31 protein-coding genes and 2 pseudogenes are annotated in these 25,762 nt (G+C 35.0%); 31 read left to right on the top strand and 2 right to left on the bottom strand.

Annotated elements, in window-relative coordinates; genetic code table 11:
- Positions 1-50: 50 nt before the first annotated feature.
- From MHI22_RS07690 to MHI22_RS07630, 14 genes are all read left to right on the top strand, one after another.
- Entirely contained in the window at positions 51-380 is a 330-nt protein-coding gene (locus tag MHI22_RS07690; RefSeq protein WP_340811615.1) for a hypothetical protein, read from the top strand.
- A gap of 13 nt (positions 381-393) precedes the next feature.
- Positions 394-813 carry a hypothetical protein gene (locus MHI22_RS07685; RefSeq protein ID WP_340811613.1) on the top strand — a complete coding sequence of 140 codons (420 nt, stop codon included), beginning with the start codon at positions 394-396 and terminating at the stop codon, positions 811-813.
- Between the two features lie 812 nt (positions 814-1,625).
- Positions 1,626-1,766, top strand: a complete 141-nt coding sequence (locus MHI22_RS07680) for a hypothetical protein (RefSeq protein WP_340811611.1) — start codon at positions 1,626-1,628, stop codon at positions 1,764-1,766.
- Complete coding sequence (locus MHI22_RS07675; RefSeq protein WP_340811609.1) at positions 1,766-2,533, top strand: DNA/RNA non-specific endonuclease; 768 nt, start codon at positions 1,766-1,768, stop codon at positions 2,531-2,533. The genes MHI22_RS07680 and MHI22_RS07675 overlap by 1 nt, the downstream gene beginning before the upstream one ends.
- Before the next feature lie 5 nt (positions 2,534-2,538).
- On the top strand, positions 2,539-3,033 hold the full coding sequence (locus MHI22_RS07670) for an immunity protein YezG family protein (RefSeq protein ID WP_340811607.1): 495 nt from the start codon (positions 2,539-2,541) through the stop codon (positions 3,031-3,033).
- A 558-nt stretch (positions 3,034-3,591) separates the two neighbouring features.
- Entirely contained in the window at positions 3,592-4,668 is a 1,077-nt protein-coding gene (locus MHI22_RS07665) for an RNase A-like domain-containing protein (RefSeq protein WP_340811605.1), read from the top strand.
- Between the two features lie 24 nt (positions 4,669-4,692).
- Positions 4,693-4,995, top strand: a complete 303-nt coding sequence (locus tag MHI22_RS07660; protein WP_036165521.1) for a contact-dependent growth inhibition system immunity protein — start codon at positions 4,693-4,695, stop codon at positions 4,993-4,995.
- A 218-nt stretch (positions 4,996-5,213) separates the two neighbouring features.
- Positions 5,214-5,669 (top strand): AHH domain-containing protein, encoded by a 456-nt coding sequence (locus tag MHI22_RS07655; protein ID WP_340811600.1) that lies wholly within the window; start codon positions 5,214-5,216, stop codon positions 5,667-5,669.
- 16 nt (positions 5,670-5,685) lie between these two features.
- Positions 5,686-6,303, top strand: a complete 618-nt coding sequence (locus MHI22_RS07650) for an Imm43 family immunity protein (protein WP_340811598.1) — start codon at positions 5,686-5,688, stop codon at positions 6,301-6,303.
- A 300-nt stretch (positions 6,304-6,603) separates the two neighbouring features.
- Complete coding sequence (locus MHI22_RS07645; RefSeq protein ID WP_445668847.1) at positions 6,604-8,757, top strand: RHS repeat domain-containing protein; 2,154 nt, start codon at positions 6,604-6,606, stop codon at positions 8,755-8,757.
- Positions 8,758-8,760: 3 nt separating this feature from the next.
- Positions 8,761-9,021, top strand: a complete 261-nt coding sequence (locus tag MHI22_RS07640; protein WP_340811596.1) for a hypothetical protein — start codon at positions 8,761-8,763, stop codon at positions 9,019-9,021.
- A gap of 260 nt (positions 9,022-9,281) precedes the next feature.
- Positions 9,282-9,398, top strand: a complete 117-nt coding sequence (locus tag MHI22_RS23400) for an RHS repeat-associated core domain-containing protein (protein WP_445668840.1) — start codon at positions 9,282-9,284, stop codon at positions 9,396-9,398.
- Entirely contained in the window at positions 9,395-11,554 is a 2,160-nt protein-coding gene (locus MHI22_RS07635) for an RHS repeat-associated core domain-containing protein (RefSeq protein WP_340811594.1), read from the top strand. Before MHI22_RS23400 ends, MHI22_RS07635 begins: the two co-directional genes overlap by 4 nt.
- A 4-nt stretch (positions 11,555-11,558) precedes the next feature.
- On the top strand, positions 11,559-12,185 hold the full coding sequence (locus tag MHI22_RS07630; protein ID WP_036124943.1) for an Imm43 family immunity protein: 627 nt from the start codon (positions 11,559-11,561) through the stop codon (positions 12,183-12,185).
- 185 nt (positions 12,186-12,370) lie between these two features.
- On the opposite strand, the pseudogene MHI22_RS07625 reads toward MHI22_RS07630, so the two are convergent.
- Positions 12,371-12,571 (bottom strand): annotated as a pseudogene (locus MHI22_RS07625) (IS3 family transposase); the annotation flags it as partial.
- Between MHI22_RS07625 and MHI22_RS07620 the strand changes: the two are divergent.
- The 16 genes from MHI22_RS07620 to MHI22_RS07550 all read left to right on the top strand — a co-directional run bounded on the left by MHI22_RS07620 (position 12,537) and on the right by MHI22_RS07550 (position 24,509).
- Positions 12,537-14,630, top strand: a complete 2,094-nt coding sequence (locus tag MHI22_RS07620) for an RHS repeat domain-containing protein (protein ID WP_340811591.1) — start codon at positions 12,537-12,539, stop codon at positions 14,628-14,630. The pseudogene MHI22_RS07625 and the gene MHI22_RS07620 sit on opposite strands and share 35 nt — an antisense overlap.
- 18 nt (positions 14,631-14,648) lie before the next feature.
- Positions 14,649-15,092 carry a hypothetical protein gene (locus MHI22_RS07615; protein ID WP_058844145.1) on the top strand — a complete coding sequence of 148 codons (444 nt, stop codon included), beginning with the start codon at positions 14,649-14,651 and terminating at the stop codon, positions 15,090-15,092.
- A 186-nt stretch (positions 15,093-15,278) separates the two neighbouring features.
- The gene (locus MHI22_RS07610) at positions 15,279-15,407 is read left to right on the top strand and encodes a hypothetical protein (RefSeq protein WP_340811590.1); all 129 of its coding nucleotides are present in this window, start codon (positions 15,279-15,281) and stop codon (positions 15,405-15,407) included.
- Positions 15,408-15,448: 41 nt separating this feature from the next.
- On the top strand, positions 15,449-16,087 hold the full coding sequence (locus MHI22_RS07605) for a hypothetical protein (RefSeq protein WP_340811588.1): 639 nt from the start codon (positions 15,449-15,451) through the stop codon (positions 16,085-16,087).
- Positions 16,088-16,186: 99 nt separating this feature from the next.
- A complete protein-coding gene (locus tag MHI22_RS07600; RefSeq protein WP_340811586.1) occupies positions 16,187-16,366 on the top strand; it encodes a hypothetical protein in 180 nt (59 codons plus the stop codon).
- An 18-nt stretch (positions 16,367-16,384) separates the two neighbouring features.
- Positions 16,385-16,531: a hypothetical protein gene (locus tag MHI22_RS07595; protein ID WP_340811584.1), complete on the top strand. Its 147-nt coding sequence runs from the start codon at positions 16,385-16,387 to the stop codon at positions 16,529-16,531.
- A gap of 24 nt (positions 16,532-16,555) precedes the next feature.
- On the top strand, positions 16,556-17,845 hold the full coding sequence (locus tag MHI22_RS07590) for an RHS repeat domain-containing protein (protein ID WP_340811582.1): 1,290 nt from the start codon (positions 16,556-16,558) through the stop codon (positions 17,843-17,845).
- Positions 17,846-17,856: 11 nt separating this feature from the next.
- On the top strand, positions 17,857-18,249 hold the full coding sequence (locus MHI22_RS07585; protein WP_340811581.1) for an immunity 22 family protein: 393 nt from the start codon (positions 17,857-17,859) through the stop codon (positions 18,247-18,249).
- A 293-nt stretch (positions 18,250-18,542) separates the two neighbouring features.
- Positions 18,543-19,280 (top strand): RHS repeat domain-containing protein, encoded by a 738-nt coding sequence (locus MHI22_RS07580; protein ID WP_340811579.1) that lies wholly within the window; start codon positions 18,543-18,545, stop codon positions 19,278-19,280.
- A 19-nt stretch (positions 19,281-19,299) separates the two neighbouring features.
- Positions 19,300-19,884: a hypothetical protein gene (locus MHI22_RS07575; RefSeq protein WP_340811577.1), complete on the top strand. Its 585-nt coding sequence runs from the start codon at positions 19,300-19,302 to the stop codon at positions 19,882-19,884.
- A 494-nt stretch (positions 19,885-20,378) separates the two neighbouring features.
- On the top strand, positions 20,379-21,857 hold the full coding sequence (locus MHI22_RS07570; protein WP_340811576.1) for an RHS repeat-associated core domain-containing protein: 1,479 nt from the start codon (positions 20,379-20,381) through the stop codon (positions 21,855-21,857).
- A gap of 33 nt (positions 21,858-21,890) precedes the next feature.
- Positions 21,891-22,145 carry a DUF7660 family protein gene (locus MHI22_RS07565; RefSeq protein WP_036127392.1) on the top strand — a complete coding sequence of 85 codons (255 nt, stop codon included), beginning with the start codon at positions 21,891-21,893 and terminating at the stop codon, positions 22,143-22,145.
- Between the two features lie 129 nt (positions 22,146-22,274).
- The gene (locus MHI22_RS07560; protein WP_180957843.1) at positions 22,275-22,808 is read left to right on the top strand and encodes an RHS repeat domain-containing protein; all 534 of its coding nucleotides are present in this window, start codon (positions 22,275-22,277) and stop codon (positions 22,806-22,808) included.
- Between the two features lie 186 nt (positions 22,809-22,994).
- The gene (locus tag MHI22_RS07555) at positions 22,995-23,384 is read left to right on the top strand and encodes an imm11 family protein (RefSeq protein ID WP_340811575.1); all 390 of its coding nucleotides are present in this window, start codon (positions 22,995-22,997) and stop codon (positions 23,382-23,384) included.
- 275 nt (positions 23,385-23,659) lie between these two features.
- Entirely contained in the window at positions 23,660-23,821 is a 162-nt protein-coding gene (locus MHI22_RS23395) for a hypothetical protein (RefSeq protein WP_445668839.1), read from the top strand.
- Positions 23,822-23,834: 13 nt separating this feature from the next.
- On the top strand, positions 23,835-24,509 hold the full coding sequence (locus tag MHI22_RS07550; RefSeq protein ID WP_340811573.1) for a hypothetical protein: 675 nt from the start codon (positions 23,835-23,837) through the stop codon (positions 24,507-24,509).
- Positions 24,510-24,946: 437 nt separating this feature from the next.
- Here MHI22_RS07550 and MHI22_RS07545 read toward each other — a convergent pair.
- A pseudogene (locus tag MHI22_RS07545) lies at positions 24,947-25,159 on the bottom strand (IS3 family transposase); the annotation flags it as partial.
- Between the two features lie 116 nt (positions 25,160-25,275).
- Here MHI22_RS07545 and MHI22_RS07540 point away from each other — a divergent pair.
- Entirely contained in the window at positions 25,276-25,701 is a 426-nt protein-coding gene (locus MHI22_RS07540; RefSeq protein ID WP_058844151.1) for a hypothetical protein, read from the top strand.
- Positions 25,702-25,762: the final 61 nt, after the last annotated feature.

Here is a 25,762-nt window from a genome sequence, read left to right as displayed (position 1 = left end):
TTTTATTAGCGGATTTTAAGATTACAACATAGGGTACGGGTAAAGTCGATTTGACTAAAACAACTAACCCTGAAGATTTCTTAGATGAAGTAATGAAGCGACAAGGGCTAGATGAATTACCGGGAAGATTCAAAGAAAAGTGGGTTGATGGTGATTATAAATACGAGATAAGAGCTCACGAAGCTGAAACTCAGTATGGAAAATCGGGAAGTATTTATAGAGTGGGGAGACAGAAGCCTGGTAACGGAACAGAATATATGGATTCTAATGGGAAATGGCACCATGAAAGTACATTAAAGGAAACGTATAAAGATGGGCGGCCGAACCCTTTATTTAATGAAGAGGCTGCAAGAGATACGCATATTCAGTTAAATAGATAAGGAAGTGATAATATTGAGTGAACAAAGATTTTTTATGAATGAAAATGAAGTACTTCAAGTAATAACGCGAATCAATGAATATGCTTCTCAAGAGCTATGGATGGATTTTGATGTTGCTTTATCAAATGGATGGGATTTAACAATTATAGGCCGGTTGGATAATACCACAAAGAAGGTTAATATTGAGATTAATTTTGAGCAAGTCCACTTTGTTTCTCTGCCTTTTGGCTGGAAAAAAGATACATCATATCCCGTAATTAGATTAGCTACTGAGGAAGAAATAGAGAATTTAACAGATAAATTTGAAGTGGATAAAGGTAATTATATTTTTAAGTTCATTGCTGAGGGTTTCGATAGTGAAAAATATTACTTTGTTGGAGCGAAAAAAATCTCCTGTCTATTACTTGATAAGCAGACTAATGAGTTAAAATAACATATCAAGTTTAATTTGGAAGATTTATTGAGCAATAAGAACAGGGATAGCGAGAAAAGAACGAAAATTGGGCGAGACCTTTTAATGGAAAGGGTAGTATAAATATGGAATAACTAACAAACTAACGAGAATGACAAAGCTCGTGGTGATAAACAAGGAAATAATAGTTTTTTAATTGTATATAGTTAAAGATATCCTTGAATTTGAATTAATAACTCATGAAGGCTAGACCATCAAGGAGTGCTATTTTAACAATTAAGCAATAAGAGCGAGAATAGGCGAGATGACAATTTATTTACAAGGACCACTTATGGATGGCATAAGCAACAAACACACGAAATTAAACAAGCTAAAGGGTTTAAACGTTACACTTGCCATATGATAGAAAAGATGTCATACTGTCAATACTAAAATAACTTATAAAACTTGCAAATATTAATGAACTTAGAAAATTTATAAACTTAAAGCACTTGATTGCCTATAATAGGCGACAAGTGTTTTTTTGCATGTTTAGATACGTAAATTGAAAAGAATACGATTATTTAATTAGTGTACTAAGTGTTAAATTTTATACAAGTACGGGCATACAATTATATGGTGGAGTGAAGAAATATAAAGTGAAAAAAAGGTTTATAATGGACAGATAGCGGTTTTGTAAATAGCGGATAGCCAGTTTAGCGGCATTACCGTGCATAGTAAGCCGTCCCTGCTAGTCAAAGCGAATGGCACAATCACCTTTGCCGGAAAACGTGTGTCCATGAGTGCAGCTGAATCAATGCGTTTCACATGTGGCTCCAGTAGTCTTGTGTTTGATGGCAATACGGAAGGGACAGGTTGTCACAATGGAAGGGTCCATCAAAGCCCCTGTATCAGTCGCTTCGCAGGAAGAAGCAGACCTTGAGTCAGCCCTAGACATGATGGGGATGATCCCTGTTGGTGGGGGTGATGCCTAATGGGTCTATTAGGACTAGCGGGAAGCTTACTGGGGATGATTCCAAAAGTAGGCTCTCCAGGTGGAAAGAAAAAAGGAAAGAGCGGAGGATCAAAAGGAAAAAGCTCCAAGAAATCCTCCAAAAAGAAGGGCTCGACAAAGAAGAAACAAAAGAAATCGAGTAAAAAGAAGAAAAAGAAGAAAAAAAAGAAGAAAAAGTGGGGGAAATTCTTTACCAAGGCCCGGAAGCTGAAAAATAGTTTATCCAAGAGTAAATTGGTCAAACGGGCGAAGAAGGCTATTAAAAAAGCGGTCTTGACTACGAAAAAGAATGGTAGAAAAAAAGTTTTAAAACCAAATGTAGAATACAAAACACCAGAAGGTTATACTTATCGTACAGATAGCAATGGACGTATTACCAATTGTGAAGGAACGCTTGTACTAGGTACAGCTGAACGAAATGCATACGCACAGAGAACAGTGGGGGGAAAAGATCGATTACCTGATGACGACGGTGGACACTTAATAGGAGCACAGTTTAAAGGGCCAAAGGATATCGATAACCTAGTTCCACAAAATAGCCAGATTAACCGTTCTGGTGGTGAATGGTTCAATATAGAGACAGAATGGGCAAATGCATTGAAAGAAACACCTCCGAAAAAAGTTACTGTTCAAATTAATCCGACATACTCAGGGAATTCAATGCGACCAGATTCTTTTATAGTTGAATACGAAATTGAAGGAGACTTTCCAGTAATTCGAGAGATAGCAAATAAAAAAGGTGGATGAAATAGATGAGTTTTGAAATAGAATTGAATAAGTTATATAAAGAAATAGCACAGCAGGTTAATGATATTATACCTGTTGAATGGAGTAACTTCTATTTTAATGGTGAAGTTAAGGATAAAGACGGAGGAGTTTTTTTCTTTTTTTTACCTAAAGGTAATGAAGAAAAGTACCTATTTTCACATTTTATTCCAAGAGTATATGGTGTAGATAAAAGGGTTTATAATAAAGAGCTGCATAAGTTATTTGAACTAATTGTTAAACTTCAAGATTTGTTTATTAATAATGACCAAGAACCTTGGTTTTCAGTGACATTATTACTTAATGATAAAGGGAAATTAAAAGTACATTTTGATTATACAAATTGGCACAAAAGTGAATTTGGACCAGCAGCAAGAATTAAGTATTTTGAGTATAAATATGTAAGTAATAACAATGAAGAACTAGATATAGATTTAATAGAAAAAATGAAGAAATTTGAAGATGAAGTGAGTGATATATAATTCTCCTTTTCTTTTTATTTTAGATTTGAGGAATATGAGTACCTTAGAAAGTATATTCATAATTAAACAGTAATTTTGCAAGAATTCTAGATAAAGAGTAGTAGTTGCTAAATTAAGGCGATTTGGTAAATTAATGTTTTTATACTCCAATTATAGGAAAACTGATATTTAAAGAATAACAAAATCTTCTTTTAAACAGCTTATACTTCCATTTTAATGGCGGATATGAGCTGTTTATTCTTGCATTAATGATAAGTTTATACCCATGTTCAATAATTGAAACTAAGAAAATTATCTTTTTGTAAGGCAAAGCGATAAAGAGTAAAGGTTTGAAAGGGAAAGAGCTCCAAGAAATCCTCCAAAAAGAAGGGCTCGACAAAGAAGAAACAACGAAAGTCCAATAAAAAGAAGAAAAAGAAAAAACGCAGGAAGAAAAAGAAGAAGTGGGGTAAATTCTTTACCAAGGCCCGCAAGCTGAAAAATAGTCTATCCAAGAGTAAATTGGTCAAACGGGCGAAGAAGGCCATAAAAAAAGCGATCCTGACCACGAAAAAGGTTGTGAAAAAAACAAAGGCGGCTGTGTCGAAAGCCAAGCAACAGGTAAAGGCCGCTGTCAAACAGACGAAGCAGGTAGTCAAGGAAAAGGTACTACCGGCTGTAAAAAAAGCCGCTCAAGCGACGACCAAAGTAGTGAAAAATGCTGTAAAACCTAAAAATCTGTTAGATACGCTACAAGTAGGATTAGATTTAATAGGGTTAATCCCAGGTGTCGGCGAAGTAGCGGATGGCGTGAATGGTCTTATTTATCTGGCCAGAGGTGATAAGGTCAATGCGGCCCTCTCCTTTGGCGCGATGATTCCGATTGTGGGCTGGGCGGCGACAGGTGGGAAATTGATAAAAAAAGGTGCCGGGGTAGTTAAGGGTGTCAGTGAAGGTGTTCAAAACGTGCTGAAAGGTCCAGTAGGAAGTGTAGTAGACCAAGTCAAAAAGCAAGTAGTGAACGTGAAAACCCAGATACAATCCAAAGTAGCCGAAGTCAAACAGCAACTGCGTCAGCTGGGATCACAACAATGGGAGTTAGCAGGAGCAGGTGGAGACATTAGACGCGTGGAGGATACAGGAACAGTAGGAAGAAACACAACAACTCCAAGTCCGAAGCCGTCTAATACCCAACCATCACAAAATGGCTCGAATAAAAAGCCTACCGAGGATAAGGGTACGGATAAATCCAAACCAGAAGATAAGAGTTCTCCTATAATTAATGGTGGATTAGCTGAACATGAACTAAAAGGAGGGCATTTAATAGAAAGACATGTTGGGAAAACGGACGAAGAATTATTGAAAAGAATAGAAAATAACCCTAATATCTCTGGTTCTTCAACTTTTACAAATATAGACATAGCTGAGAAAGTAACCGGTGAGGTTTTAAGTGATGAAAATAATAAAAAACTTATTCAATCTTGGCTGAATAATCCAAAAAGTAAATCTACATTGGTTTTAAATTATCAAGGAGATGAAGCAATTGGGCGTGGAGTAAAGAGAGGTTCTACAACAGTTGAAGATAAAATAAATGCCCGAATCGTTTTAAAGAAAAAAGGAGAAGAAAATTATATTTTAACAGGATATCCAGATTGATAATCTAGAAGGGATTGATGTAGTATGTTATCTATTAATAATCAAGATGATCCAGTTTTCCAATTTTTAGCTGGAACATTTCATCAAGATATTGAATCGCCTGAAGATGCTCTACAGGAATTAATATTAGATGAAAGTAAAGAATATTTGGAATATATCGTTGTCATTTTAACAGATTTTATCAAAAACGAGTACTCAGATATTGAAAAAAATGAATACATTCAATCTTGTACAGATGGTATATACTTTCCAATTCTAAATGTAAAGCCAGTGGAATGGTTGAATGATATAATAAAAAAGATAACGAAAGCAATAAATATTAAATAAGGGTGTAGATGTTTTATAACCTTGATTGGCAAAAGCCTTTCAAGGTTTTTTGTTTATAAAAAGTTATAGCCCATTTTGAAATCTTCCAAAAAGAAAAGATCCGCAAAAAAAATCAAAGAAGCCGAAGAAAAAGAAAAAGTGGGGAATTCTTTACCAAAGCCCAGAAGCTGAAAAATAGTGGGAATCCTACGCTTTATGGGTATGTGCAAGATCCAAACATGGAGAATGATCCATTCGGTTTAGCGAGAGCACCTAGCCAAGTTCTTGCTGGAAATTTTAAAAAAGGAGGAAGCAAAACTACAGGAAATCAAGCACACCATGTGATACCAACTGATGTTTGGAAAAAATATCAAGGCTTCTTTAATTCTATAGGTATGGGAGGATTAAGGGATGAAGCATTTAATGGAATGATGATTCCTAGTAATCCAGAGACTTTAAAAAATAGTTTATTTGACTTTATTCATAATACGTCGCATTCTAAATATAACGACCACGTTACTAGGAGAGTTAAAGAAATTTCAATCGAATTTAATAGTGGTAATGGTATTATAGATGCTAAATTAGCAAGAACTAAAATCCGTAAATTGCAAATTGAGTTGAAAAATAAATTATTAATGGGTCAATTTGATACAGTTCCATCAAAAAAATACCCAAAATGTAAAAGGTTAGGGTGATATAATGAGTTACTATATGCTGGTAAAAGATGAGGTTAATTCTCCTATCTTTTTAAAAGGTGTGTTGCATGAAGAATTTAATGAAACAAAATTTAATGAAGGTATGGAATATAACTGGAATAGACTCTTTTTTGAAAAGATGGACTTACCAAAAAAACTTTGGTTGATTACTACTAATAAAATTGAATTTGATTACTATGAAGATTTTTTAGGACATATAGTTAGCAACAAATTTTTAAATCTAATAAAGGAAAGTAACTATTTGCAACATTATGTATTATCTAGCCTTAATATTGTAAGTACAAAGGGGAAACCTAAAGTTAATCAACCGTATTATTTTCTTAAATTTTATGACAGAGAAGATATCGTTGATTATGAAAAATCAGATTTTAAAACTAGAGAAGTACCAAAAAACAAATCCTTTAACATTAATGGTATATTTGTTGAAAAATACAATAAGATTATTTTAAAGGAAACCGATAAGGATATTTTTTGTTTAAATGATTTAAAATTGGTGAGTTATTTGTTTTGTTCAGAAAATTTCAAACAACTATGTAAGATAAATAATATTAAGGGAATACGTTTTATTGAAATTGATGATATCCCACAATATTTTGCTTCACTAGAACGCTAGATTAATGGGACTAAACCTATTTTGAAATCAGCTGATCTCAAACATTAGAGTAGGGACTAATGAACTGTATCTTACCAAGTAGATATTGGCAATAATAAAAGTACGTTAAGCGGTTTGAGCCTTAAATTTACAGAGCTCAGGCCGTTTAATATTTTTTTGTATTAGTAGGGATCATAAAATTGGATAACATTACAAATAACTCTTATATGCATTGTTCCTAAGTAAATAATACTTCACATTCTTTAATTACTACAACAAATCGGTCATCTTTCTTATGATGCTGATCTGAACTTGAGTCAAGTGACATTGCCAGACGGGACAAGTTCAACCTGGACATATGATCGTCGAGGTAACTGCATTAGCACGACAAATCCCCTAGGGGCCACAGAAAAGTTCCGTTATGACCATTTAAATCGCCTTGTACGAGCCAACCTTTCCGATGGTAACGACGTTCAATTAAAGTATAATGCCTATGACGATATTATTTTTGCGAAGGATAACCATACGCAAGTTGCCTTTGATTACACGATTCTAGGCAGCCTAACGTCTCGAAAACAAGGTGGCAAGAATATACAATTCACCCACAATACAAAGGAGCAATTAACCGCTGTTATCAATGAAAAAGGCGAAGCATACACCTTTGAACGCGATACCAAAGGCAATATTATCAAGGAAAACGGCTTTGATAACATGGAAAAAGTGTATGAGCGAAGCCTCGCAGGATTCGTGCAACGGATGCAACGGCCAGGAAATCGTTGGACAGCGTATCAGCACGATGCGCTAGGGAATATTATTCGCTCTGACTACTATGATGGTACGTGGGAAACTTTTAGCTATGACAAAAATGGCTCATTACAAGAAACGGAAAATGAGCATGTAACCGTCAAGCTAGAACGAGACCCATCTGGGCAAGTTATCAAAGAGTGGCAAAATGACCAGTGGATTGCCAGTAGCTATGACGACTTAGGCAATCGCTCCCAAATAACAAGCAGCCTTGGTGCCAAAATCGATGTTACGCGTAATGAGTTGGGCAATATCTTGCAAATGACAGCCTCTCGCTCCGAGCAAGCCCAGTGGACAGCCTCGATGCAGTACAATGAACTCGGACAAGAGATTGAAAGAATCCTACCAGGGGATGTTATTAGTAAATGGCAATATGATATAACTGGTAGACCGACACACCATCGCGTAAGTAGTCAAAACCGCGATACGCGAAGACGCGTGTATAATTGGGATGTGAATCACCAATTACGCAGCATGGTCAATGAGCTAACGGGTATAAAAGTGACGTACGGTTATGATGAATTTAGTAACCTCGTATGGTCTAATCAAGGCGGTCAATTTGATTTCTTATACCGTAGCGTGGACGATGTCGGGAATTTGTATGAAACAAAAGACAAAAAAGATCGTATCTATGGCGCAGGCAGTAGATTATTAGAAACAAAAGATGCCAAATTCTCCTATGACGAAGAAGGAAATCTCGTAGAGAAAGTTGAAAAGAATGGTGATACGTGGAAGTACGAGTACTATGGTAATGGCATGATGTCGAAGGTCATTAAGCCAGATAATACGGAAGTTACTTTCAAATATGATTCATTAGGTAGGCGAATAGAGAAGAGTTCTGAGGATAAGGCAATTCATTTTGTATGGGATGGCAATACGATTTTGCATGAGTATTCCACGCAGAATGTTGCGGATACTTTAGAAAATCTGAAATCTTCACAGGCTGATACTGCTATAGCTGATAATCTAGTGACATGGGTGTTCAATGATGGTTTTGTCCCTTCTGCAAAGATTACGAGTGAAGGTCATTACAGTATTATAAGTGATTATCTTGGAACGCCTGTTGAAGCCTATGATGAGCAAGGAAATAAGGTTTGGTCGGCTGAGCTTGATGTTTATGGACGAATGAAAGAATTTACAGGTGAGAAAGATTTCATTCCATTCCGTTATCAAGGGCAGTATGAAGATGTAGCGATTGGATTGTATTATAACCGATTCCGATACTACGACCCAGAACAAGGGAATTATACGCAAGTTGACCCGATTGGACTTGCGGGTGGGAATCCCACTTTGTATGGCTATGTAAAAGATCCAAACAGAATGACCGATCCTTTTGGATTAAATGAATGTGAGATTGATAAGCCAGATTGGAGCCGAACAAGGCACGATGGTTACACTACTCAACAGCATGTGGAACTACATAACGTTGATGATTTAACTAAACCGAAGCACGGCGTATTTTCGGATGATGGTTTTACTCAAACTAATGATGCTTGGACAAATAAAGGGACCCCTGTTACTCAACCGAACGGAAATGATAAATATGTAATTTCTTCTCCAGAAGCTGGATTAGAAGGTGGATTTAGAGGATCAGGTGATGTTTTAAACAACGTTACAATTATTACAGAAGGTGGAACAAATAAAATTGTTACCGCATTTCCTTCAAAATAACTAATGATGAAAGAAGAGAGTAAAATGATTAATGAATATAAAGTTGATTGGTGCCCATTGTGTGATCAAGGCTGGGTCATAATTGTAAAAGATATTCAAACATTAAATCTGTATTTGTGTTGTAAAGAATGTGAATCTGAATGGAAAAGTCCATATGAAATAACTCAGGAACAATGTTTGCCATTTAACACATATGCAAAATATGATTTTCCAACTGAAGATGAGGTGATTAGTTATGGCTGGGGTGAATTTATCAAAACCTAAAGGTGTGAGGGAAATCTTAGTGAGTAGTATTCGGTGAACTTCAAATAATAATTAGTAATTAATTGTAATATTGCAGAGAAAATATAATTTTAGAACCTACGTATGAAGAGGTATAAAACCCCTTTTTACGTAGGTTTTTTAAGTCAGGGACTGCTTTTTCTGTCTATGTCATGGTGGTTATACAGGAGAAAAGCTAATAGAAAGAATTCACAGGGACGAAAGACTTTATTCTATTCCGTTATCAAGGGTAGTATCACGATTTGAGCAGTGGCTTGTATTATAATCGCTTCTGCTATTATGACCCATGCACTGGCACGTACACACAGATAGATCCGATTGGGTTAAGTGGCGGATTTAGTTTCGTTATGATAACTTGAATCGCCTTGTACGAGCCAACCTTTCCGATGGTAACGATGTTCAATTAAAGTACAATGCCTATGACGATATTGTTATTGCAAGGGATAACCATACGCAAGTAGCCTTTGATTACACCATTCTTGGCAGTTTAATTTCTCGAGAACAGGGTGGGAAGAAAGTCAAATTCACCTATGATACAGAGGAGCAGTTAAACGCTGTGATCAACGAAAGAGGCGAAACGTATCAGTTTGAACGTGATGCGAAAGGGAATATCATCAAGGAAATTGGCTTTGATGAGGTTGAAAGAACGTATGAGCGAAGTCCAGCAGGATTGGTTCAAAGGATTCAACGTCCAGGTAATCGTTGGACAGCGTATCAGCATGACGGCCTAGGAAATATAATTCGTGCTGATTATTACGATGACACTTGGGAAACGTTTGGCTATGACAAAAATGGTTCGTTAATTGAGACTGAAAATGAACATGTGACTGTAAAGTTTGAGCGAGACCAATCTGGACAAGTAATCAAGGAGTGGCAAAATGACCATTGGATTGGAAGTAGCTATGATGAAATAGGTAATCGCTCACAAATTACAAGTAGCTTAGGTGCAAACATCGATGTCGCTCGTAATGAAATTGGAAATGTGTCGCAAATTACAGCTTCTCGCTCAGTTCAAGACCATTGGACAGCAACGATTCAGTACAATGCTCTTGGACAAGAGATTGAGAAAATCCTACCAGGGGATGTCGTTAGTAAATGGAAATATGATGTAACTGGTAGACCGACACAGCATCGAATATGTAGTCAAAATCATCAAACACGAAGACGAGTGTACAATTGGGATGCCAATAATCGCTTACGAAGCAAGGTAAATGAGTTAACGGGTGTACAAATGACCTATGGTTACGATGAATTCAGTAACCTAGTTTGGTCCAATCAGGGCGGTCAATTTGACTTCTTACACCGCAGTGTCGATGATGTCGGGAATCTGTATGAAACAAAAGAAAAGACAGATCGTGTCTATGGTGTCGGAAGTAGATTGCTTGAAACGAAAGAGGCAACATTCTCTTATGATGATGAAGGTAATCTGATTCAGAAAGTTGAAAGAACTGGTGATGCGTGGGAGTACGAATACGATGGTAATGGGATGATGTCAAAGGTTGTGTTCTTATCAAAGAACAATTCAACTTTAAACAAAGTGATTACTTTCAAATACGATCCACTTGGTAGACGTGTGGAAAAAAATTGTGAAGGAAAAGCGACTCACTTTGTCTGGGATGGCAATACGACTTTACATGAGTGGGTAGTAAAGGCAAGTACGATAAGTACCCAAGATGCGAATACAAACCAACAGGGAAATCTCGTAACATGGGTGTATGAAGATAATTCACTTACACCATCAGCTAAAATTACCAATGAAGGTAACTTTAGTATTATCAGTGATTATCAAGGTACTCCTGTAGAGGCGTACGATGAGGAAGGAAACCAAGTCTGGTCTATAGAACTTAACATCTATGGACAAGGTAAGGAACTTACAGGATATAAAGGTTTCATTCCATTCCGTTTTCAGGGACAGTATATGGATGAGGAAACAGACTTGTACTACAACCGATTCCGATATTACTCGCCGAACGAAGGGGTTTATATCCAACAAGACCCTATAGGACTTGCAGGAAACAATCCTACACTATATGGATATGTAAGTGATACAAATAGTTGTATTGATCCATTTGGATTATCGAGAGCGCCAAGTACAATACTCTCAGGTAATGTTCAAAAAGGTTTTAAAGGGAGAAACTTTACAGGTTTTCAGGCTCATCATGTGATTCCGACAAATGTTTGGAAGCAATATCAAACATTTTTCAATGATATTGGTATTGGAGGTTTAAGAGATCAAGCTTTTAATGGTATGATGATTCCTAGTAATCCGGATACTTTAAAAGGTAGTACATTTGATTTTATTCATAATACTTCTCATAGTGCTTATAATAAGAATGTAATGAACAGAGTAGCCACTATATATGAAGAATTTGATGATGGTTTTATAAATGAAAAACAAGCTAGAACAAAAGTACGTAAACTGCAAATGCAACTTAAAAATCAACTGCAAACAGGACATTTTAGTAAAGATTATGTACCATCAAAAAAATATCCAACTTGTAAACGATTGGGGTAATTTTATGAAATATTTTATGTTAGTCAATGATAGTGCAAATTCCCCCATCTATTTAGATGGTGTTTTGCACGAAAGCTATACTGATGAGAAATATGACGAAGGAATGAGCTATAATTGGAATCGACCTTTTATTGAACAAATGGATTTCCCAAAAGAACTTTGGTTAATAACGAGAAGCAAAGTTCAATTTGACTACTACGAAAATTTCTTTGGTCATGTAATCTCTGAAAAATTTTTATCTTCAATGGATCAAGTAAATATATTACAGGATTATGGTATAGCTAATTTACATGTTGTTAGTACAAAAGGTAAACCAAAAGTAAAAGATTTATTTTTCTTTATTAAATGTATTAAAAGACATTCATTAGTTGATTATGATAAATCTGAGTACCTTACAAGAGAAGTTCCAAGTAATGCAAAATTAAAAGTTGGTGGAAGTTTCGTTGATAAGTATATAAAGTTGGTGATAAAAGACACTGATCTTGATTTATTTCAATTAAGCGATTTAAAACTGGGAAGGTACCTGTTTTGTTCAGAGAGATTTAAATCATTGTGTGAAAAAGATAATCTTAAAGGGATTCAATTTATGGACTTAGATTCAGTGCCTAACTATCTACAATCTATATTGTAAATAAACACTATTTTTTATTATTTCGATTCGGAAAATAGAAATTATTGATATAAACAAACTATAAAACGGTCTGCATTATATTGAATTATTCGATAGCGACTTTTAGTTCAGTAAGCATAGCAAAAAAATAGTAAAATTCCCCATGGTAATGAAGTGACCTTCAAATGTTAGACAGAGTTATTTCATTATGTAGAGGTTTGGGCATGAGTTCGATATTTTGTATCGGACTCATGTCTTTTAACGTGGCCCTTAATTCGTTTTGTATTCTAATATGTTATGTATTTTTCTAATTCAATTTTAAAATGTGCTACACTTTCAAGCTTTGTAAGGTATAGAAATTCTAACTTCAAAATGCCAAAGAAATTAGATGGTAACGACGTACAATTGAAGTACAATGCCTATGAAGATATTGTTTTTGCGAAAGATAACCATACGCAAGTAGCCTTTGATTACACCATTCTCGGCAGTTTGAAGGCTCGAGAACAAGGTGGGAAGAAAGTCAATTTCACCTATGATACAGAAGAGCAGTTAAACGCTGTCATCAATGAAAAAGGCGAAGCGTATCAGTTTGAACGCGATACGAAAGGGAATATCATCAAGGAAATCGGCTTTGATGAGATTGAAAGAACGTATGAGCGAAGTCTAGCCGGATTGGTTCAAAGAATTCAACGTCCAGGCGATCGTTGGACAACATATCAGCATGATGGTCTAGGGAATGTCATCCGTGCTGATTATTATGATGATACTTGGGAAACGTTTGGCTATGACAAAAATGGGTCGTTAATTCAAACTGAAAATGAGCATGTGACAGTAAAGTTTGAGCGAGATTCATCTGGACAAGTGATCAAAGAGTGGCAGAATGACCATTGGATTGCGAGTAGTTATGATGAATTAGGCAACCGTTCCCAGATTACAAATAGCTTAGGTGCAAAAATCGATGTCGCTCGCAATGAAATGGGAGATGTATCACAAATCACAGCCTCTAGCTCAGAGCAAGCGCATTGGACAGCATCAATGCAGTACAATGAACTCGGTCAAGAGATTGAAAGAATCCTACCAGGAGATGTCATCAGTAAATGGCAGTATGATGTGACAGGTAGACCTACACACCATCGAATAAGTAGTCAAAACCGAGATACACGAAGACGCGTGTATAATTGGGACGTCAATCATCGCTTACGAAGCATGGTAAACGAGTTAACAGGTCTAAAAGTTACCTATGGTTATGATGAGTTTAGTAACCTCGTCTGGTCCAATCAAGGCGATCAATTTGACTTCTTACACCGCAGTGTCGATGATGTCGGGAATTTGTATGAAACGAAAGAAAAGACAGATCGTGTATATGGCGCCGGAAGTAGATTGCTTGAAACGAGAGAGGCAACATTCTCTTATGATGATGAAGGTAATCTGATTCAGAAAGTTGAGAAGAATGGAGATACGTGGAAGTACGAATATAACGGCAATGGCATGATGGCGAAGGTCATCCGACCAGACATCACAGAAGTTACTTTCAAGTATGACTCGCTAGGTAGACGGATAGAGAAGTGTTCTGAAGAAAAGACAACAAGTTTCGTTTGGGATGGGAATACTATCTTACATGAGTGTTTCTCAGAGAATGATTCAACTGAACTTGAAAATGATAATCTAGTTACATGGATGTTCAATGATGGGTTCGTACCTTCAGCTAAAATCACGAGTGAAGGTAACTACAGTATTGTTAGTGATTATCTTGGAACGCCTGTAGAAGCCTATGATCAAGAAGGTAAAAAGGTTTGGTCGGCTGAGCTTGATGTTTATGGCAGAGTAAAAGAATTATCAGGTGGACAAGATTTCATTCCATTCCGTTATCAAGGGCAGTATGAAGATGTAGAAATAGGATTGTATTATAATCGATTCCGATACTATGACCCAGAGCAAGGGAATTATACCCAAATTGACCCGATTGGGCTGGCAGGAAATAATCCAACATTGTATGGGTATGTTGGAAATCCCAATATTACGGTTGATCCGCTAGGTTTAAGTAGTTTTGACCCTTTTGAATTTGGTGAAATAACCCCATTTCCAAGAGACATACATTTTGGTCAAAATAGAATAGCACCTAATTTTAGTACAATTGGATCTCAAGCTAATGACTCGATTGTTGGTAGGCTAATACTTGAGGTTGCTAAAGATATTAGTCTGGGTAGCATCAATCCTAATGATTTTTTAATTTCATACACAATCGATCCTGCAACAAGTAAAGTAGTAACATTAAATAATAGAGGATTAGCTGCATTAGCTGAAGGAGGCAAATTTCCAGAACACGCAATTTTTGTTCCATATGATAAAGTTCCTAGTCATCTAGTTGCTGATATAAAAAATAGACCACCATCAAAAACAATATTTATTACAAAGAATAAAGATGGTTCTGGTCTTGTTAAGAATGTTACAAATTGTCTAAGCTAAAAATTGGGAGGAATTAAGATGTTCATTTTAAAGCCAGTAAATTTTAATTTCAAAATATCTACTACTGATTTAGAGTTAGTGTATACAGAATCGGGTGGCGTAAGAATTGAAGTTGGTGCTATCCCATTAAAGAGCATAGACAATAAATGTGTTAGCATAGCAATTATTTTTTCAATAGTAGCGGAAGTTAAATGTGTAACGTTAAATTTCGATGAATCTAATTATAATGGTTTTTGTATTTCAGAGGAAGTGTCCATTGGAAATCATTTGGAGAATGATGAAGAAAGATTTCATCATCCAGATTCGGGATTTTATGAAGTGGTAGATTCAGAGTATTTGCAGAAAAATATAAAGAAGTACGACCCCAGAAATAGGTTGAATTTGAAACATTATATTGTTAAAGGATATGACAGCTATATTGAACTAATGGCATCTTCATACTCTTTAGAAGAGCTACTTTAATCTTCTCTAAGAAGCTAGTTGAGCACTGAGGATCAGATTGTCAGTTCATTCTTGAAATAATAACGTCTACAAACACTGGTGAAATCAATGAATTATTTTTCGTCATGAATGTAGTAAATCTAGTACCTTGTTTAGATATGGTTGCAGAGCATTAATCGAAATGCCACGTTAACAAGACGCGGGATTATGAATGAACTCATTAAGAGAGGTTGGGACAGTAAGGAAGCAAAAGTATTTGCAACTGAAGAAGTTATGGATTTAAGAAAACAAGCAATTGAACATGGTGAAAGACATGGATTAATCTGTAGAAAATAACTAAATGCAAAGGAGTGTGAAATCCGGATTTAGTTTTTCGGATGAATAATATGGAGAACAAAAATAACATATTAGTTGAGGGAAAAGAAAGTATTTTATTTCAGTTAGACAAAAACCGAAATGTTGGTAATGGATGGATTGGTGGAAATGCTCCAGCATATTTTGACGCTAAAGGCGAACTTTTTAGTGAAATAGGATCTGACTATAACTTCTATCTTTGTTTTGTCAATCCATTAGATAAAAATAACATGATTTCTATCTTTATACCAAAAGAATACGAAAATCGAGTTTCAAAAAATATATATCCAAACTGTTCATTGTATGTGTTTGAACATCCAATTTCGATAGAAAGTTTGGCTTCTACTTATACCGAATTCGGAATAGTTAAACACTATATTTCAGAAGGTATTTTTGTAAGTGAAGAACAAGCATTTGAAACTCCTTTTTTTATTAAATTTGGAGGTAATCCTTTCCATATACAAGAAGAGGAATACTATTACACAGAATTAGAGAAAAAAGGATATAAATTCTTGTGTCAAATTGATGAGGACGGTTATCCAAGTGGATTATTCCATTCAGGCACAAGCCTTCCATTTGGGTTTGGTGCTGTGTATTTGTATGCAATTGTGACGGAGGATTCGATAAAGGATCCAATAGTAGGATATTGGCAATATTCATAGTTTGATAAAAAATAGTTGAAAAATAAAAAAGAAGGCGTTCAAGCCTTCTTTTTTATACCATACGTAAGTGAACAGTTATCATTCCGTTATATCTAAGAAATGTTTTGCTATGACAAAAACGGTTCGCTACTAGAAACGGAAAACGAGCATGTAACCGTTAAGCTAGAACGAGACCCATCCGACCAAGTTATCAAAGAGTGGCAAAACAACCAGTGGATTGCCAGTAGCTATGACGAGTTAGGTAATCGCTCCCAAATGACTGCCTCTCGCTGTGAGTAAGCCCAGTGGACAGCCTTGATGCAGTACAATGAACTTGGTCAAGAGATTGAGCGTATCCTGCCAGGGGACGTCATCAGCAAATGGCAATATGATATTACAGGTAGACCAACGCATCACAGAGTAAGTAGTCAAAACCGAGATACACGAAGACGCGCCTATAATTGAGACGTTAATCATAAATTACAGAGTATGGTCAACGAGCTAACAGGTGTAAAAGTGACGTACGGTTATGATGAATTTAGTAACCTCGTATGGTCTAATCAAGGCGGTCAATTTGATTTCTTATATCGTAGCGTCGATGATGTCGGCAATCTATATGAAACAAAAGATAAATCAGATCGTGTTTACGGTGCTGGCAGTAGATTACTAGAAACACAAGATGCCAAATTCTCTTATGATGAAGAAGGAAATCTCGTAGAGAAAGTCGAAAAGAATGGGGATACGTGGAAGTACGAGTACTATGGCAATGGGATGATGTCAAAGGTCATCAAACCAGATAATACAGAAGTTACTTTCAAGTATGACTCGCTAGGAAGAAGGATTGAGAAGAGTTCTGATGATAAGACAACAAGTTTCGTTTGGGATGGGAATACTATCCTACATGAGTATTTCTTGCAGAATGATTCAGATAAATTTGAAAATCCAGTTGAGTATTCCTCAGAGAATAAATCTGAAATACCAGATAATCTAGTCACATGGGTGTTTAATGATGGGTTCATACCTTCAGCAAAAATCACAAATGAAGGTAATTATAGTATTATTAGTGATTATCTTGGAACGCCTGTCGAAGCCTATGATGAAGAAGGAAATAAGGTTTGGTCAGCTGAGCTTGATATTTATGGTGAAGTGAATGAATTTACAGGTGAGAAAGACTTTATTCCATTCCGTTATCAAGGGCAGTATGAAGATGTAGAAGTAAGGTTGTATTATAATAGATTCCGATACTACTCGCAAAGTGAAGGAATATACTTACAACAAGATCCTATTGGGCTTGCAGGAAATAATCCTACACTTTATGGTTATGTTGGTAATCTGAATGCTGAAGTAGATCCTTTTGGCCTTGCACCTTGGAAAAATGGACAATTTAATGCATGGTTCAATAACGCTACTCCTGCTGATGTAAAGGCAAACATAAAGGCTGTTAAAGATCAACTAAGAAATAGTGGTGGAAAACATGAATTATTTCCTGTTGCAGATGCTGCTAAAGCTAGACAATTAGGTTTTACAGCGGAAGAACTTAAAAAAATGGCTATAGACAAGGATAAAATAACCTTTGTAGATGTTGTTGACCGAAAGGGAAATATACATTCTGGCCCACATTCAACTGGTTTAAAAGGTCTTCCAGGCCAATCTAGTAAAGCAAGTAGTAATTTTCATAGACAACTGTCTCAGGCTTTAAGTGAAGCGAATTCCAAAAGGGAAGCAAGAATAATAATTGCAAAACATCATAGAAAACATATGAAAGTGAGTTGTAGATAATAATGGAGATAATGAGTAAGGTTCATGTTTGGATGGGAATAAGCAGCGTAGATAACGATACCTTTAACGAGTACTTTAAAATAGATTATAGTGATCCAGACAGGGATATTGATGATCCAAATTATAAGGTATGTGAATTTTGTAAGGATATTAATGAAAAAGTATATGACGAGGATTGGATTGGTGTCTACTGGGAAGATAAATTAACAGATGTGGATGAATTTATTGAAGAACTATCAGTAGATGATGAGACGATGGTTGAAATAAGAAATATTTGTAATCAAAAAGGATTAGACAAAGTTAACACAATGTTCTATTACTTCGATCCGGAAATAGAGATTACTAATGTAAACAAACTTTATAACGGCTTACATTATATTGGATTATTTGATACCGACTTTTAGTTAGTAAGCATTGCAAAAGAGTAGTAAAACCAATGGTGATAGTTGGTTTTTCTGCTCTTTTCTTGCGTTAGAAACCGGACTATTCAGTCCGGACACCACAGAAGTTACTTTCAAGTATGACTCGCTAGGTAGACGAATAGAGAAGAGTCTGACGAAAAACAACGAGATTTTTGTGAGATGGGAATACTATCCTACATGAGTATTTTTCGCAGAATGATTCAGATAAATTTGAAAATCTAGATGAGGATTCTTCACGGAGTAAATCTGAAATACCAGACAATTTAGTTACATGGGTGTTTAATGATGGGTTCATACCTTCTGCTAAAATCACGAATGAAGGTAATTACAGTATTATTAGTGATTATCTCGGAACGCCTGTTGAAGCCTATGATGAAGAAGGTAAAAAGGTTTGGTCGGCTGAGCTTGATATTTACGGCAGGGTAAAAGAATTATCAGGTGGACAAGATTTCATTCCATTCCGTTATCAAGGGCAGTATGAAGATGTAGAAATAGGATTGTATTATAATCGATTCCGATACTACGATCCGGTGCAAGGGAATTATACCCAAATTGACCCGATTGGACTTGCGGGTGGGAATCCAACTCTGTATGGTTATGTCAGGGATACAAATAATAATATAGATAAATTTGGCTTATATTCAGATTTATTGGATACTGGCATGGGACATCATTTGATGCCAAGATCAATAGCCAAGGCTTTAGATATTTCAGAGTTAAGTCAAATTCATTCCATTTCTTGGTATCCAGATGAAGGAGCTGGAACGGCAGAACTTCACAAAAAATTGCATAGAAAACTTATAGAAGATGGAATACCTTATCATGGTTCAAAATTCACTGGTACAACAGATGAGTTTTTTGAAAAAGCTGCTAAAGCATACAAAGATATTGACGTTAAAGGTTATTTAAAAATACCATACACAAAAGAAAAGTTATTCAAAGATTTAACTCCTGCAGAAGCTTTAGAGAAATTAAAAGAATTACATTCTAATGGAAAAATACCTTGTAAATAGGAAAAAAGGAGATGTTATAATGGATAGAATTCTAGATACTGGAAGTTACGGAATTTGTTTGTTTTCAATAGACGTCCTGCAAGACTTTTTAAAGAAAGAAAAAGTTAGGACAAAAAAAATTTTAAAAAATTTTCAGGATAATCATAACCGTTATTTAGCTTCACTTGAAAATGGTATTTGGATACCTTTTCTACCTATAAATTCTATAGAGTATATTATCAAACTTGAAAATTGTAATCAGTCATTTGACGATGAATGGGAAGAAAAATTCGTTTATCATTACTTCAATATTGAAGTTAAAGATTCATTGTGGATTGCAGATATTGGTTCATTTTATGAATTTGATAAAAATGAGTTTCTAAAAAATGATGAGGTATTTTATCAAACATTAGATGGTAAAACACTATATTCAGGATTTAGATACAGTGTTCCTTCTGGTAAGTATTCGGTATCTATAAAAGGATATGCTCGTATGAAGAAATTAGATTTTCCTAGTCTAAATTTTGGTTTTTTATTTTCTCTTGAAAAAGTAAATGAATTTGAAGGATTTAATGATCCACGTGAAGATGAAAAATATAACTTTAATGTGGCAAAGATAGATTGAATCAGTATATTCTTAAAATTGTATAAGAGAAATACATTAGTATCAATTATATAGGGCGATAAATCCATTTAAAGGGATTTATTGCCCTTTTAATCTTACTGTGATTTCAAGAGATGGGAATATTCGTGAGATAGGAACCGTAGAAGTTCTGTCATGACTATTTAAATCGTCTTGTACGGGCCAACTTTCATATGGAGACGACGTTCAATTAAAGGACAATTCCTATGAATATAGGGAATGTCATTCGCTAAGGTTACTAGGGTGGCACTTGGGAAACGTTTGCCTATGATAAAAACGGTTCGCTACTAGAAACGGAAAACGAGCATGTAACCGTCAAGCTAGAGCGAGACCCATCTGGGCAAGTCATCAAAGAGTGGCAAAATGACCAGTGGATTGCCAGTAGCTATGACGAATTAGGCAATCGCTCCCAAATAACAAGCAGCCTCGGTGCCAAAATCGATGTTACGCGTAATGAGCTGGGCAATATCTTGCAAATGACAGCCTCTCGCTCCGAGCAAGCCCAGTGGACAGCCTCGATGCAGTACAATGAACTTGGGCAAGAGATTGAGCGGATCCTACCAGGAGATGTTATTAGCAAATGGCAATATGATATCACAGGTAGACCAACACACCATCGCGTAAGTAGCCAAAGCCGAGATACACGAAGACGTGCCTACAATTGGGACATCAATCATCAATTACGCAGTATGGTCAACGAGCTAACGGGTGTAAAAGTGACTTATGGTTACGACGAATTTAGTAACCTTGTGTGGGCCAATCAAGACAGTCGCCAATTTGATTTCTTATACCGCAGCGTGGACGATGTCGGGAATTTGTATGAAACAAAAGACAAAAAAGATCGTGTCTATGGCGCTGGTAGTAGATTACTAGAAACGAAAGATGCTAAATTCTCTTATGATGAAGAAGGAAATCTCGTAGAGAAAGTTGAAAAGAATGGTGATACGTGGAAGTATGAGTACTGTGGCAATGGAATGATGGCGAAGGTCATTAGGCCAGATAATACGGAAGTTACTTTCAAGTATGATTCATTAGGTAGGCGAATAGAGAAGCGTTCTGAGGATAAGGCAACGCATTTTGTATGGGATGGTAATACGATTCTGCATGAGTATTCCACGCAGAATGCTGCAGATACTTTAGACAATCTAAAATCTTCACAAACCGATACTGCTATAGCAGATAATCTAGTTACATGGGTATTTAATGAAGGGTTTGTCCCTTCTGCAAAGATTACGAGTGAAGGTCATTATAGTATTATTAGTGATTATCTTGGAACACCTGTTGAAGCCTATGATGAAAAAGGGAATAGGGTTTGGACAGCTGAACTTGATGTTTATGGACGAGTGAAAGAAGTTACAGGTGAGAAAGACTTTATTCCATTTAGATATCAAGGGCAGTATGAGGATGTTGAAATTGGATTGTATTATAACCCATTCCGATACTACGACCCAGAACAAGGGAATTATACTCAAATAGATCCGATTGGACTTGCGGGTGGGAATCCTACGCTTTATGGGTATGTTAGTGATACGAATGCTATAAATGATCCATTTGGATTAAAGCCAAAACCTAAATTTAATTTTGCTGAGTTATCAGGAAATAAACCTCTTTCGTTAGATCCAAATGAAATCCATTTTATGCAGAGTAATATCAAGAATAGTACGGGTGCATTTACAGTTTTAGAAAATGCTGAATCATTAAAGAATGGTTCACTTAAAGTAAGTGACTTACCTACAGTTAATGTTTGGAAGGATACAGACGGTAAAATATGGACGTTGGATCATAGAAGACTCGCAGCATTTAGACTCGCAGGTATTGATGAAATTCCAGTAAACTGGGCAAGTAAAAAACAAGTGAAGAATCAATGGTTTAAAATGTCAACAAAAAATGGTGGAACATCAATTGTTTTAAAGAGGGAAGATGGATCTAGACAGGTGATTTGTAGGAAAAAATAGAGTCAATAGTTGAAATAGAGAGGTGTGAATAATATGGATTGGTATAACAAAATTGAAAACGTATCAAACAAGCAACAATTCTTAGAATTTGTAAATTTATTATCAGCGGATTATAAAAAAAATATAGATGAATGGGAGAATAAATCTATAGATTTATTTCTTCAAGCCATTGAGGGATGGATGGAAGATATGGAAGGATTTTATGAAAATTCTGGTTTAGATACTCCCAAAAATATTGACTGGAAACTATTATCTATTATGCTATATGTAGGTAAGATATATGAATAAAAGGCCCACGCTAAAAAAGAATTAGTTATGTGAAATTTGTATGGAAAGACTTTAAATTGATGAGTGCGGTGTAAATAATATATCAATTTAAGGAATTTATTAGATCGATTGATTAGTTGAAGAAGCCTTATTAGTGATTATCTAGGTACACCTTCTGAAGCCTACGATACTGATGGTAATAAGGTTTGGTCCAATGAGTTAGATATTTATGGTCAGTCAAAAGAGTTTACCTGTGACAAGAATTTTATACCATTCCGATATCAAGGGCAATACGAGGATGAAGAAACTGGCCTTTACTACAACAGATTTAGATATTATTCACCAATTGAGGGTATGTATACGCAAAAGGATCCAATTGGGCTTAATGGAGGTTTGGTCTTATATGGCTATGTACAAGATACAAATAACTCAATAGATATTTTTGGTCTTTCTTGTACTAAAGAGTTAAAGAAAAATATGAACAAAGCTAATCGTGAGTTAAGAAAGAATGAAGGGTACATGAAACGTGCTTGGCATAAGTATAAAAGTTCAGCAGCTCATCATATTGTGGCGGGGGACCATTCAAATCCAAATGCTCAAAGAGCTAGGGATATTCTAGAAAGGCATAAGATTGATGTCAATAGTGCAGATAATGGGATTTATTTAAAACATGGATCCAAATAGTATATAACCTGGTGCTTATCATAGAATAATCCATACTAATGATTATTTTAGAAATGTTGCTGATAGGTTGGAGTCTGCAGAACGTTTTGGTGGAGCAAAAGCAAAAGAAGCAGTATTAGCTGATCCGGAAAATATTAGGGAGGATTTATTATTTAACGTTAAAATTTGGTAAATGGAGTTTTGTAAATGAATGTATATAGATTTGTAAATGATGATGTTTTTAAAGATTTAACCTTTTTAAATAAGGACTATGTTCGTCTTTTTTCAACTTTTACAGGGCAAAAAATTACTCTGGATTGGAACGCAGAGATATTTGGTATTTCAGAGGATTATATATATATAAATATAACAAATGTTTTAACAGCAATTAATTTTGATGGTTTAGATATGCAAGAATCTCTTGCAATGTTGCGAGGTGAAAACATTACATTTAATTTAGAAAAAATAGAAAATGAAACTATTTTTAGAGATATTAGAATTAACAACTTTTATTTCTGTACACAAAATTTTAAAGATTTTATAGAAAAAAATGGAATTAACGGATTGCGTTTTATGAAAGTAGGGACAGGACTTTAACTCTAATAAATGAATAGCATATTTTAAACATACTCTTATTTCATAATATGAATTTCCTCAGTACTATGAAGAGAATTATTTCTCTTCATAGTCACTATAATGGTTACCATTAATGAATGTATCTGAAGTGTCAAGATTTAGAAAAGCTAATTCTCCTAGCTCACAGACAGAGTTAGTAAGTTTTAATATTGCAAACTGCTTTTCATTAAAATTCACAATGATATTAAGAAAGTTATCTAAGTCGTCCACACTAATACCTTCTTCCTCTTAGTAGATTGCAAAATCTAAGGAGAGCTAATTCAGGGTATAATAATTCATTAAAATCAGAATTTAATATTGCTTATAGAGAAATGGTACAAGCGGGTGTATCCAAAAAGCATATTCAAAGGCTTGCAAAAGAAGCTTATAAATACTTTAATGGACTAGGTCACATTTAATTGGAGGAAATCAATGATTTTAAATTTTAAGTCGTTACCTTTAATCGTTAGAACAGAGAGAAACATTGATGCAAATGAAATCAATATCAGTTTTCAAACTAATATACCTTCGAGAATGATTGAATTTTGGAAATATTTCGAGGAAGTTACATTTGAAAACGGAATTAATATTTATGGTTTTGACATTGCAGTGGAAAGGAACAGGTTGTATGAAGTAAGTGTTTACGCACCTGATTATATTTTGATAGGGGATGACGGTGGGGGACAAGGAGTGTTTTTAAAAAAGAATAGCGACCAACTAAACATATTCTATCAAGATTTGGGTGCATTGTCGTCGTCTTTTTATTCTTTAGATATTGAATTATTTAGTTGGCTTGAAAATAATCCAGTTATAGATGAAGAAGATTTTCCCTCAGACGAACTGGATTTGATAGATGAGGTAAAAGTGTATGTTGTCAGAATACCAAATGATGCAAACAAGTTTATTATGGAAATAAGAAAATGTTTTAATTTAAAACTTTCTATTATCGATATTAGAGAAAAGCTGAATAGTTTACCTTTTTTGGTTATACAAGATATCACACTTATGAAGTATGGCAAAGTAATTGAAAGTTTAAATCAAAAATACAATTGTTTAGAGGTTCTCAATTCAAAGAATGTAATTTTAATTAGTCCAGTAAAAAATTAGGTAAATATCTAAATACCCTTCCTAAAGTTTTTGAGTTATGTTCAGGGAGCCGACGTAATAAAAAGATTAAGAAGTAGTTAATCAAAAAATTATGTTATTAAAATTAATATTTTAATTTAGTAAATTTATTGCAAAATATATGTAAGGAACGAACGATAAGCCCCTTCCTTCAATAAAATATCCAGCTTGTAAACGATTGGGGCAATTTTATAAAATATTTTATGTTAGTCAATGATGGGCAAATTTCCCCGTCTATTTAGCAATATTTTATTATTTCGATTCGAAAATTGAAATTATTGATGTAAACAAGCTTTAAAACGGTCTGTATTATATTGAATTAGTCGATAGTGGTTTTTAGTTGAGTAAGCAAAGCAAAAGAATAGTAAATAGCCTCTTGGTAATGAAGTGACCTCGAAATGTTAGACAGAGTTATTTCATTAGGCAGAGGTTTGGGCATGAGTTCGATATTGTATCGGACTCATGTCTTTTAACGTCGGCCTTAACTCGTTTTGTATTCTAATACGTTATGTATTTTTATAATTCAATTTTAAAATGCCGAAGAAATTCTCCATAAAGAAATTGTCGTAACAAATCCCTTTACGAGACATACTTTGTTAAATAACTCTCGATTGAAGCGGATGAGTGAATTCCATTTGGGCGACTAAAGAAAATTTAGGGAATATTAATTTAAATAAACGATTTAGCACTAAAACAGCCGGTAGGACAATTGAAATTCGTTGTCCTTAGGTAAAGAAATGGAGGCATTATGAAAACCAAATTTATAGATACAACAATTGGTGTAATAGATGCTAGAGATGCGTTGATTTTAAAAAAGTTCAATATGGATCGATTTCCAAGCCAAGTTGAAATTTCATTAAATTTAGCAACAGAGTTGGCATCAAATATTTCGACAGAAGAACGATACATTGATATTTCTTTCATTTTTAAAAATGTAGTCAAATTTGGACTTTGTGCTCTTGATTATTTTAATGAAAATATATTGGATACTTGTTTTTGTGAAGTGATTGATTCCGACTTTTTGAATCAGCAAGAGTCACTGGTTGAAAAGGGATATAAGCATTATTTTCTTGAATGTTATGATGAAGTTTTTGAAATTGTTGCTCAAGAATACAATCTTATTTTGCTAGATGGACTTAGAATAGCTGATGGAAAAATGAACAAAAGCAATTGAAGAGAGGTTGAATATAAGGATTTATAGGATTGTACTATAATCGATCCGATACTACGACCCA

Source organism: Lysinibacillus sp. FSL L8-0312 (genome assembly GCF_038003285.1).
Classification (GTDB): Bacteria; Bacillota; Bacilli; order Bacillales_A; family Planococcaceae; genus Lysinibacillus; species Lysinibacillus fusiformis_D.
This window is presented reverse-complemented; position numbering and strand designations above follow the sequence as displayed.